The 11,358-nt window shown below is 35.7% G+C and carries 12 protein-coding genes; 5 read left to right on the forward strand and 7 right to left on the reverse strand.

Annotated elements, in window-relative coordinates; genetic code table 11:
• Positions 1-316: 316 nt before the first annotated feature.
• Genes G580_RS0101250 through G580_RS0101270 form a run of 5 tightly spaced genes read left to right on the forward strand, consistent with a single transcriptional unit; the run spans position 317 to position 6,028 of the window.
• Entirely contained in the window at positions 317-1,663 is a 1,347-nt protein-coding gene (locus tag G580_RS0101250) for a chromosomal replication initiator protein DnaA (protein WP_028840692.1), read from the forward strand.
• On the forward strand, positions 1,647-3,026 hold the full coding sequence (locus tag G580_RS0101255; protein WP_028840693.1) for an FAD-binding oxidoreductase: 1,380 nt from the start codon (positions 1,647-1,649) through the stop codon (positions 3,024-3,026). Before G580_RS0101250 ends, G580_RS0101255 begins: the two co-directional genes overlap by 17 nt.
• 8 nt (positions 3,027-3,034) lie before the next feature.
• Complete coding sequence (locus tag G580_RS09505; protein WP_051172948.1) at positions 3,035-3,817, forward strand: tRNA lysidine(34) synthetase; 783 nt, start codon at positions 3,035-3,037, stop codon at positions 3,815-3,817.
• A gap of 10 nt (positions 3,818-3,827) precedes the next feature.
• On the forward strand, positions 3,828-4,604 hold the full coding sequence (locus G580_RS0101265; protein WP_038041270.1) for a ZIP family metal transporter: 777 nt from the start codon (positions 3,828-3,830) through the stop codon (positions 4,602-4,604).
• A gap of 44 nt (positions 4,605-4,648) precedes the next feature.
• Positions 4,649-6,028 (forward strand): sigma-54-dependent transcriptional regulator, encoded by a 1,380-nt coding sequence (locus tag G580_RS0101270; protein WP_028840695.1) that lies wholly within the window; start codon positions 4,649-4,651, stop codon positions 6,026-6,028.
• On the opposite strand, the gene tsaD is transcribed toward G580_RS0101270, so the two are convergent.
• The 7 genes from tsaD to G580_RS0101300 all read right to left on the reverse strand — a co-directional run bounded on the left by tsaD (position 6,018) and on the right by G580_RS0101300 (position 11,358).
• Entirely contained in the window at positions 6,018-7,016 is a 999-nt protein-coding gene (tsaD, locus tag G580_RS0101275) for a tRNA (adenosine(37)-N6)-threonylcarbamoyltransferase complex transferase subunit TsaD (RefSeq protein WP_028840696.1), read from the reverse strand. The genes G580_RS0101270 and tsaD overlap by 11 nt on opposite strands.
• Before the next feature lie 2 nt (positions 7,017-7,018).
• Positions 7,019-7,600, reverse strand: coding sequence for a D-sedoheptulose 7-phosphate isomerase (locus G580_RS0101280; RefSeq protein WP_051172950.1), 582 nt, complete (start codon positions 7,598-7,600; stop codon positions 7,019-7,021).
• A gap of 13 nt (positions 7,601-7,613) precedes the next feature.
• Positions 7,614-8,324 carry a YdcF family protein gene (locus G580_RS10880; protein WP_169357053.1) on the reverse strand — a complete coding sequence of 237 codons (711 nt, stop codon included), beginning with the start codon at positions 8,322-8,324 and terminating at the stop codon, positions 7,614-7,616.
• Between the two features lie 177 nt (positions 8,325-8,501).
• A complete protein-coding gene (locus tag G580_RS10885) occupies positions 8,502-9,164 on the reverse strand; it encodes an EAL domain-containing protein (RefSeq protein ID WP_051172952.1) in 663 nt (220 codons plus the stop codon).
• The gene (locus G580_RS10890) at positions 9,122-9,586 is read right to left on the reverse strand and encodes an EAL domain-containing protein (RefSeq protein ID WP_051172955.1); all 465 of its coding nucleotides are present in this window, start codon (positions 9,584-9,586) and stop codon (positions 9,122-9,124) included. Before G580_RS10890 ends, G580_RS10885 begins: the two co-directional genes overlap by 43 nt.
• Before the next feature lie 2 nt (positions 9,587-9,588).
• The gene (locus tag G580_RS09520) at positions 9,589-10,314 is read right to left on the reverse strand and encodes a LytR/AlgR family response regulator transcription factor (protein ID WP_051172957.1); all 726 of its coding nucleotides are present in this window, start codon (positions 10,312-10,314) and stop codon (positions 9,589-9,591) included.
• 63 nt (positions 10,315-10,377) lie between these two features.
• Positions 10,378-11,358 (reverse strand): sensor histidine kinase, encoded by a 981-nt coding sequence (locus G580_RS0101300; RefSeq protein ID WP_028840699.1) that lies wholly within the window; start codon positions 11,356-11,358, stop codon positions 10,378-10,380.

The raw sequence follows: 11,358 nt of genomic DNA on the forward strand, positions 1-11,358 counted from the left end.
AAAAAAACAAAAAACAGAAAACGGTAAAGAAAAAAAGAGATGTTAAAAACTATCCCCTTGGCTTTTAATAAAAACTTAACCTTAGATTCTTTATCCTTACTAAGGTTCAATAGCTGCCTTTTAATAACTATCTGAATCTTTGTTAAAAAGAAAAATTAAAATAAAAAATAAAAACCGACCTAAACCATCTTTTCTAAAATTTGAAAATCTCAGGGACTTTGTTTAAATTAAGTAATACAAGATAGAGGTCTTAAAAATTTAAATCTTTAACATCTTTTTACTCAAGATGTTCATTTAAGAGATGTATGGAGGTATTATGTCTGTTAGTTGGTCTTTAGTTAAAAGTAAGATAAAAGAGTTGTTACCAGAACCTATATTTAAGGTGTGGTTTGAGGCTCTCAACGGAGAGGTGGTCGAGGGTAAGCTTGTTTTAGAAGTTCCAAACGAGTTTACTAAAAACTGGATAGAGGAAAACTATTCAACCTTATTAAGTCAAATAACAGCAGAGTATGGATTGATAGGGTATGGGTTTGCATTACATGAAATCCCTAAGGCTGAACAGTTAATCATACCTTATAATCCTGTAAATCTCATAGGAAGAAAACTTAGTCCTAAATATACCTTTGAGGATTTTGTGGTAGGGAAATGTAATGAATTTGCCTATAACATCTGCTATCAAGTAGCAGAGGAAAGGCCTAAGGGATATTTGATCTATCTTTATGGGAACTTTGGTTTAGGGAAAACCCATCTTACTCAGGCAGTAGGGAATACTCTCTTTAGTAGAGGTTTTGATCGTGTTTACTATCTTACTGCCCAGGATTTTTTAAACTATATGGTAAAATACCTTAGGTCTGGGATGATAGAAACCTTTAAAGAAAACTTTAAGGAGTATTGTGAGGTTTTGCTGTTAGAAGGGATTCATTTCTTTGCAGGAAAAGAGTACACCCAGAATGAACTTGCCTTTCTTTTAGACTATCTTTTAGACCAGGGAAAAACTATAATCTTTACCTCTCATAAGATGCCACAGGAACTAAACAGTATAGAAAGTTCTCTTAGGTCAAGGTTAAACTCATCGTTAATCATTAAACTTAACGCACCAGATTTTCAAACTCGCAAAAAGATTATAAGACATAAAGCTAAAAAATTGGGATACAACTTAGGGTATGAAATAGTAGAATATTTAGCAAGAAAAGTAAGGGGAGATGTGAGACAGATAGAAAGTGTAGTTTTAGGGCTTATTGCCCGGGCTTCTTTATTAAAAGAACCTGTTTCTTTAACCTTAGCCAAAGAACTTATCGAGGAAATAGGTCTTAAGGATAGCTCTGACTCAGTAGATTTTGTCATAGAAACTACCTGTAAATTTTTTGGGATAGCCAAAGAAGACCTTTTTTCTTCTTCCAGAAAAAAAGAACTTTCTCTTTCACGTCAGGTGATTATTTATCTTCTTAGGAATATTCTTAAAAAGCCTCTAAAAGACATCTCGCAAATTTTCAAAAAACAGCACTCTACGATCATCTACAACCTTAAAACTTTTGAGCAAAAGGTCCAGAAGGATGTCTCACTAAGAGCACGGCTCGATTATCTGATAAAAGAAATTAACTTAGAATTAAACGATAAGAATTTGGATACCGAGATTGAGACTTCAGATGAAATCCTTCTCTAAATTTCTTTCGAGGCTTAAAGACATCTTAGGAGAGAATAAGGTTCTTACTCAATCAAAAGACGTTGTGGTTTACTCTTTTGATTCTTCTGCGGCTATCGGGGTACCTTTAGCGGTAGCTTTTCCTGAAATAAAAGAAGAGGTAATAGAGGTTTTAAAACTTATCGCAGAATATAAGGTACCTTTGGTACCAAGAGGTGCTGGGACTGCAACCACAGGTAGTGCAGTTTCTCACACTAATGGCCTTATTTTGTCCTTTGAGCGTATGAACCGAATTTTAGAACTGAACTTAGAAGAAAGGATAGTTGTGGTTGAACCTGGTGTGTTAAACGGAGAACTTAAAAACTATCTGAAAAAGTTTGGCCTTTTTTATCCACCAGATCCGGCAAGTTATAACTACTCTACGATAGGAGGGAATGTAGCTACAGGGGCAGGAGGCCCAAGAGGTCTTAAGTATGGGACAACCAAAGACTATGTGTTAGCTTTAGAAGTAGGATTGCCAGGAGGAAAGATATTCTGGACAGGTCCCTTTACCCTTAAAGGGGTGGTTGGTTATAATCTTACCCCTATTTTTGTGGGTTCTGAAGGCACCTTAGGGGTTTTTACTGAGATAGTCTTAAAAGTGGTACCTTTACCAGAAACAAGAGTCCTTTTGTTATCTTACCATGAGAGAGAAGAAGAACCGTTAGAAATCATCTCAGAGCTTTTGAAAGCCCTTATTACTCCTGCTTCTGCAGAATTTATAGACAAGACCACTCTTTTAGCTTTATCAAAGAACAAACAGATAGAACTACCTGACAAAAAGGTTAGGGCCCTTCTCTTTTTAGAGTTAGACGGAACGATAGAGTCGGTTAAGAAAGAACTGAAAAAGGTAGAGGAATTATATCAGATAAAGGGAATTTTTTATCATAAAGCTGAAACAGAAGAAAAGATAGAAACACTCTGGGAGATAAGAAGAGCGGTTTCTCCGTCAGTAAGGATGTTAGGGGAAAGAAAGATTTCAGATGATGTGGTTTTACCAAGACGAAACATGAAAGAGTTTTTAAAGAAGGTTAGGAAGTTAGAAGAAGAAAAGGGGATCTATGTATGCTGTTTTGGTCATGCTGGGGACGGAAATTTTCATGTAAATCTTCTTTTTTCTTCAGAAAAGGAAGAAGAGGCTAAGACCTTAAGGGAGGCTATTTTGAAAGAGGTTTTAAACCTGAAAGGAACCCTTTCTGGTGAACATGGCATAGGTTATGTAAAACGCTCATTTGTAGCCTGGGAACTAACCCCTCTTCAGTTAGAACTTATGAGAGGTCTTAAAAAGGTGTTTGACCCTGAAAATCTTTTAAACCCAGAGATAAAAATCCCTTTTAATTTATAAAGACTGTTATGAGCCTTTATAACAAGATAAAACGCTTGGTAGGTAGGGCTATTTTTGGATATCAAATGTTATCCTCTGAGGATGTAATCATAGTGGCTATGTCTGGGGGAGAAGATAGCTTAGCTTTGGCTTATTTTTTAAGTGAGTGGAGAAAAAAGTTAAGAGCAAACTACAGGTTGATTGGTGTGCATTTAGACATGGGGTTTCCCTGTGATCAAGAAGTTTATAACAGGGGAGTTAAGTGGCTTGAAGGATTTTGTTATGGTTTAGATATAGAATTTTATGTAGAAAAAACTAACTGTGGGGAGCAGGCTTTAGAGGTTGCGGAAAAAAAGACTACCTCTCCTTGCTTCGTTTGTTCTTGGCATAGAAGAAAACATCTTTTTAAGTTAGCTGAAACCTGGAAGGCTAACAAGATAGCCTTTGGACATCATAAAGATGATCTTTTGACTACCTTTTTCATCAACCTTTTTTATCACGGAGAACTTTCTACCATTTTACCTGTTCAGGAGATGTTTAAAGGAAAGGTTTATCTTATAAGACCTCTTATTTTTGTAGAAAAAGATATGCTCTCAAGATTTGTAAAAGCCCAAGGTTGGGAGATTTTAGAAAACCCTTGCCCTTTTTCTGACAAAACCAAGAGAAAGTTTTTAGACCACTGGCTTAAAGAGAACGTCTACACTCTGGATCCAAGAATTAAAAAAAGTATCTTTAACGCGGTATTTAACCCAAAGATAGAATATTTACCCCAAAAACCTGTTCCATCTTATAAAAACAATCTTCAGAGGTAAGGTTATTGAAATGTTCTACGTACTTTTAGCAGGGATGTTTACTTGGTTTGCTACAGGCATCGGAAGTTTAGGAGTTTTTCTTTTAAAACGACCAAACCCTAAGTTTTTTTCTATATCCTTAGGGTTTTCAGCTGGGGTAATGATAGCAGCAAGCTTTTGGTCTTTGTTAACGCCAGCTTTGGAGATGGCTAAAAAGTTCCCTTTTCCTCCTTTTGTTGTTGTAAGCATAGGGTTCGTCTTAGGGGTTTTATTTTTAAGGTTGCTTGATTTGCTGGTTCCTCACCTACATCTTTTTGGTTCTGAGGAGGAAAAAGAAGGTTTTAAGGTTTCTTTAAGCGTTAGCGCCTTAGTTTTTTTAGCCATTACCCTTCATAACATCCCTGAAGGATTGGCTGTTGGGGTTGCTTTTGGTAGTGTAAACCAAGAGGGATATTTTATCCAGGAAGCCATAAACTTGGCTTTAGGTATAGGGATACAGAATATACCAGAAGGGTTAGCCTTAGGGTTAACCCTTAAATTAAGTGGTATGTCTAAGCCTAAGGCCTTTATTTTAAGTTTTCTTTCAGCCGTGATAGAACCATTTTTTGCCTTGATGGGCTTTGGCGTGGTATCTTATTCTTCCTATTTTTTACCCTATTCTTTAAGTTTTGCTGCTGGTGCTATGATGTTTGTAACCATAGAGGAGCTTCTTCCTGAGGCTCAAAAGGCTGCGAACACAGATTATTCCTCTTTGGGGTTTGGCTTAGGATTCCTTATCATGATGGCCCTTGATACCTATTTAGGTTAAACCTTTCTTGACATTTTCTGAAACAAAGTCATATTTTATAAGATATGAAAGAGATTTGGATAGTTGATGATGAAATAGGAATTTTAGAGGTTTTAGAGGATATTCTTAAAGATGAAAACTATAAGGTTAAGACTTTTCTTTATGCAAAAGATTTTCTAAGGGAAATAAATCTTAGGCCTCCTGATGCGGTTTTTTTAGACCTTTGGCTTAAAGATGCAGACGGACTTGAAGTTTTAGATACTATCAAAAAGCTGTATCCATATTTACCGGTTATTGTTATTTCAGGTCATGGCACCATTGAAACAGCGGTCAAAGCTATCAAGATGGGGGCTTTTGATTTTATAGAAAAACCCCTGTCTTACGAAAGAATAATGGTTACCTTAGAGAATGCCTTAAGGGTTAGTTCTTTAGAGGAAGAAAACAAAAGATTAAGAGAAAAGCTTCTTGGTGAGGTTAAATTAACCGGGGTTTCTTCTGCGATTGAATCTTTAAGAGAGGTTATCTATAAAGTAGCCCCAACCGATACTACTGTCCTTATTTTAGGAGAATCAGGGGTCGGAAAGGAGGTAGTGGCTAAGTTTATTCATTTTTATTCTAATCGGGCTAAAGAACCCTTTGTAGAGGTCAATTGTGCTGCTATACCTGATACCCTTATAGAAGCCGAACTTTTTGGATATGAGAGAGGGGCTTTTACCGGTGCCTTTACCTCAAAGGCAGGAAAATTAGAGCTTGCTAATCGTGGAACCCTTTTCCTTGATGAAATAGGAGATATGACCCTTCCTTCTCAGGCCAAAATTTTAAGGGTTTTACAGGAAAAAAAGTTTGAAAGGCTTGGAGGAACCCGTTCTATAGAGGTAGATGTAAGGATTATTGCAGCAACCAATAAAGATTTAAGAGAGTCTATAAAAAAAGGTTCTTTTAGAGAAGACCTTTATTACCGCCTTAACGCCTTCCCTGTTTATATACCTCCGTTGAGAGAAAGAAAAGAAGATATACCAGTTTTGGTGGAAGAGTTTTTAGAAGAGATGAGTTATAAAACAGCCTCAGGGAGAAAACGTCTTAAACCAGATGCCCTTTCTGCTTTGATGGAATATCATTGGCCAGGAAACGTAAGAGAGTTAAAAAATTTTATAGAAAGGTTGGTCATTCTTTCAAACAAAAGTGAGATAGGTTATGAAGACCTTCCTGAAGATTTTAAAAGGCTTTTAAAAAGAAAGGATTCTCTTTATTTGCAGGACCAACCGTGGTTTCAAGAAAAAGATTTTAAGTTTGCTAAACAACTTTTTGAAAAAGAGTTTATTAAAAGAAAGCTTTTGGAGTATGGTGGAAACATCTCCTATACCGCAAGAGAAATTGGAATAGAGCGGGCTTATCTTCAAAAAAAGATAAAAGAGTTAGGGATAAAAGAAGAGGTTAAGGAATAGAAAGTTTTTTAAAAACAGCCCTGGCATAAGCCTCTGTATTTAGGTCTGCATAGTTTTTTTCTTGCCATTGTTTATAACCTAACAGACCTACCATGGCTGCATTGTCTGTACAAAATTCTAAGGAGGGAAAATAGATCTCAACCCCCGTATTAAAAGCCTTTTCTCTAAACCTTTGCCTCAATCTTTTGTTAGCAGCCACCCCACCTGCTACTACTACTTTTGGAACCTTTAAAACTTCGACGGCTCTAAAGGTTTTATAGACTAACACATCACATACAGCTTCTTCAAACCCTGCACAAAGGTCTTCAACCCTGTAGGAGTGGTTTTTTATGTAGTTTAAAACAGCTGTTTTAAGCCCAGAAAAACTAAAATCTAGAGACTTATCTTCTAATAAAGGCCTGGGTAAATATACAGCCGTAGGGTCTCCTTTTTCAGCCAGTTTACTTATTATCGGGCCTCCAGGATAGGGTAACCCTAAGAGTTTGGCTACCTTATCAAAGGCTTCTCCAGCTGCGTCATCTTTAGTATGTCCGATGACATAAAATTCAGAAAAAGACTTTACTAAAAAAAGAGCTGTATGTCCTCCAGACACAAGTAATCCTATAAAAGGAAACTCTATCTCCTTTTCTAAGAATACTGCCAAAAGGTGGGCCTGGAGATGGTCTACCGCGATAAGAGGTATTTTAAGGGCAAAACTAATCGCTTTAGCCAAGGACACACCTACCAAAAGAGAACCTATCAATCCTGGCCCAAAAGTAGCTGCCACAGCTTTGATTTGAGAAATTTCGGTATGGTTCTGGGTTAAAAGTTCTTTGACAAGAGGATAAAGTACCTCAAGTTGTTTTCTTGAGGCAATTTCTGGTACAATACCACCAAAAGGCAAATGGATAGCTACTTGAGAGTAGAGAAGATGAGAGATAAGTTTTCCGTCTTCGGAAAAAAGAGCAACCCCTGTTTCATCGCAAGAGGTTTCTATAGCCAAAAGCATGATTATTCAGGGAAAAGAACATCTTCAAGCAATTCAGAAAAAAGATGAAGAAAAAGGAGATGTCCTTCTTGGATACGGGGGGTATCTTTGCTTGGTACAACTATCATGTGGTCGCAAAAAGGCTTCATCTTACCTCCAGTGCCTCCGGTTAACCCTACGGTATAAAGTCCCAGCTCCTTAGCAACCTTTAAGCCTTCTATAACATTGGGAGAATTCCCGCTGGTGCTAATGCCTAAAGCTAAATCTCCTTTTTTTCCTAAGGCTAAAATTTGTTTTACAAACACTTGAGAAAAGTCATAATCGTTAGAAATGGCGGTAAGTATTGACGTATCGGTGGTGAGGGCGATTGCTGGAAGAGGTCTTCTTTCTTTTTTAAATCTATTTACTAATTCTGCTGCTAAATGCTGTGCATCAGCCGCACTTCCTCCGTTACCAAAGATTAAAATTTTTCTACCTTTAAGGATGACCTCCTTGGCTAACAACACCACTTCAACGATTTTAGTAGCTTCAGTCCTTAAAAACTCTTCTTGAATTTTTCTTGAACTTTCCCCTATAGTCAGGACTTTTTCCTTTAGTTTCTCCATTTTTACCTCAATTTTAAAAGAATATGTATTTAAGTTTATAGAAGAGTATACCTAAATATTCATGAAATGCCAGATTGGTCAGGTTAAGATAAAGGTCGTTTGGAAAAAAGGTGGTAACTGAAAGCTCAGGTTTACAAAGTTTGTGGTTATAGTTTGTAGGATAGGGAATAGGGAGTAACCCTTCTTTTTTAAAAAGAAGGGTGGTTCTTGGTAGATGATAGGCAGAGGTTAATAAAAGAAACCTTTCTTCTGGAGAATTAAGTAAATTTTTAACAGCTTTAACGCTGGTTTCTGTATCTAAAGGGATATCCACAGCCTCTACCTGATAACCCAATTTATTAGCAAACTCTTGGAGATAAGAAGCTCCCTTAGAGTCAGGGGTTTCGTATGAACCTCCAACGATTATAACCTTCTTCTCAGGATAAAGCTTTTTTAACTCTAAAGCCTTAAAAAATCTAACTAAAGTCTCTTTACTAAACCTCTCGTCTAAAGAAAGGTCTTTTTGACCATAAATTCTTCCTGTTAAAACTATTATCTTCTCAACCTTTGTTATCTCTTGTTGAGAAGGTATAGGATAATTTTTTTCTAACTGTTTTAAAAGAAAGTAAGGTAAAAATGGAGTGGTTGAAAGGTAGTATAATGCAACTGCTACAAAGAGAAAAAATCGCCTTCTTCCTCTTCTTTTACCAAGAATAACGTATATACTTACAGTTAATAAAAACAAAAAAATTAAACTAGAAGGACGAAAGAAAAATACACAAAATTTTTTGAATGAAAAAAATAACTCTGAAATGGATGGCATAAATCTATATAACCTAAGACAACCTTTTAAGTTTAGATAAGCTTATCAGATTCCATAAAAATTTCAAGTCTTAATTTTATTTTTCAAAGATAAGATTTGTTAAAGTGTGAAATTTTTTAATATAGGTAATTCATATATTGGTTCTGGACTTGGTTTTGAAAACAAAAATCCTTGCATAAGATAGATACCTAAATTATATAAGCTTTTTGCTTCTCCTAAGGTTTCAATACCTTCAGCAAGCACTAAGATGTTATGAGCTGTGGCTACCTCAACTAAGGCCTTAATAAGGTCTCTTTTGATGGGGTTTAGATGTATTTCACTGATCAGTTCTCGACTTATTTTTATATAATTTGGATGTAGATTAATAAGAGCATCAAGCGAGCTATATCCTGTGCCTACATCGTCAAGGGCTACCTGAAATCCATTTTTTCGGTAGTAATCAAGTATGTTTCTCAGGTGAGAAAGGTCTATTACTTTTTCAGTTTCAACTACCTCAAAAACAAGGTTATCTGGGATCCACTCGAGTTGATAGGCCCATTTGATGGTATTTTGCAAGCAAAATTGAGGGTCATAGATGACTGTAGGAAGAAAGTTTATAAAAACCTTATAGTTTTTAAGACCTTTTACAGCTGCTAATTTGATGGCTGTTTCTCTACAACTTCTATCAAGGTAAAAGAGAGTATCTGTAACCCGAGCAGCTTCAAAGAGATACCCTGGACTTAAAATCTCACCGTTTGCCTTAACCCCCCCCTTGTTAGGCATTCAAACCCATAAATCTTTCGGTTTTTAAGGTCAACGATAGGTTGAAAGTAAATCGTTAAGCGATTGTTCTTCAATATTTCAAAATACACCTGATGTTCTAACAAAGAGAGAAAATAGGAGATAGGTCTGAGGGTTTTCAGTATAGCTATAACGTTAGTCTCATCAGAAGAATAACATAATTTTATTTCTTTTTTCTCATTTTCTGAAAGGTTTAGAAACTTCAAAGACTGTATAAATTCGGGAAGATTTTGGTTTGAAACCTTAATAAATGTGCCTTCTGCACTGTAAGGTATATTTAAACTATCTAACCCTTTCATCAATTTTTCTACTAAAAAATCTATTTCAGAATATAGGTATACCATCACAGGTTCTTGAGGAAGTTCTGGTAAAATCTCACATTTGGGACAAAGTTTTGATCCCATCTTTAATCACCTCCCCTTTTTAAAGGTTTTGTGGTTGCCCTTATAAATTCTCTTAATTTTTTAGCCCCAAGCCTGCTGGTTTTTAACGTTATGTTAAGATCTAAAAAATTTATCTCGATTTTTCCATCAGGTAATGAACTCCAATTTTTAACTTTGTTTAAGTTTATAAGATAAGACTTGTGGATCCTAAAAAAACCAAAGGGTTTTAATGCCTTTTCTAAAACTTGTATGCTATTTAAACATCTAAATTGACCTTCTTTGAGATATCCAATCGAGTGTTTAAGCTGTGCTTTAAAGAAATATATTTCTACACAACTTCTAAGGAAAATTTTTCCAGTTTTGTCTACAAAGTAAATTTGGGGCTTTTCTCCTTTAAATTTTCTTATTCTGTTTATTGTTTCTACCACATCCTCAAGAAAAAAAGGTTTTATTAGATATCCTACCGCACCAACTTTAAAGGCGGACAAAGCGTATTCTTCATAAGCAGTTTGAAACACTATAAAAAGGTCCATCTGGTCTTGTCGCAACTCTAAAGCAAGTTCTATTCCGCTCTTCCCAGGCATCTTTACATCTATGAACACAGCATCTATGTCATGGTTTTTCTTGAGAACATCTTTGGCCTGATAAGCATTTTCAGCACTTAAGATCATGTTTACTCCAGCCTCACGAAGCAATCGTTCAAGTCTTGACAAACTCAAAGGCTCATCATCAACTATCAATACTTTCATGGTTTTATTTATCACCTTTAGGAATTATAATCATAAAACTTGGAGGATGTTGGGATTTAAGCACTAATTTTCCATTATATTTTTTAGTCTTTTAGCAAGTAACGTTAGTCCTGTCCCAAAAGTTAGAGCAGTTATCAGTTTTCCATTATTAGTTATCCAAAAAACAATGTTTCTATCCGTCACTTTTGCTTTAATTATAATTTGAAGAGGTGTTTCTCTTTTTTCCGGGATACCATGAACTATAGCATTTTCTACTATTGGTAAAAGTATAAGAGAGGGTATCCTGTACTTATAAGCCGATTTTTCAACATCTTCTAAAAGCAATATTTCTCTTCCTTTACGCACTTTTTCAACAAAGACGTAGGACTTTATTAGTTTGAGTTCTTCTTCAAGAGAAACCTCGGTTGGTTTGTTAAGGGCAGTCCGAACGACATGTATTAGATTTTTAAGATACATATTAGTATTTTGACTATTAGTTTCTATAAGTTCTAAGAGAGTATGTAAGGAGTTTGCTAAGAAATGGATGTTCATAATTCTGAGAGTAAGCAGGTGTTCTGCTTCAAGGGCTTGTATTAAGATTAATTCCCTTCGATTTCTCATCCGAACAAATTGAAAGATTAAAAGACCGGTAAGGTAAGTCAACACTCCAACTGAGATAACGGTTATGTAAAGATTATCCTTTTCTTTCAAGATTAAGGGAATATTATGATTCATGTTTATAACGACTTGATAAGTAAGAAGGAACCCTACTACACCCACGAAGAAGGATAGGAGACCGGAGATTAGCCACCAAAGAAAAACTGAATTTAATTTAGGTAACAGGTAACGGTTGTTTAGATAAACTGTGATAAAGGCTCCAGCTCCGATTAATATTCCAAGCAATGATCCATGAGATAAACCAACACAAAAACTATAACCTAAAAGTTTATACATTAAACCTGCGAGAATAGATGCATAAGCTATACCAACTCCTATAAACATTAAACCATCGGTTTTTCCAATTTGTAGCTCGATTAAGGTATTTTGATCATAAATTTTGTTCAT

The sequence above is a fragment of the Thermodesulfobacterium hveragerdense DSM 12571 genome (assembly GCF_000423845.1).
GTDB classification, from domain to species: Bacteria; Desulfobacterota; Thermodesulfobacteria; order Thermodesulfobacteriales; family Thermodesulfobacteriaceae; genus Thermodesulfobacterium; species Thermodesulfobacterium hveragerdense.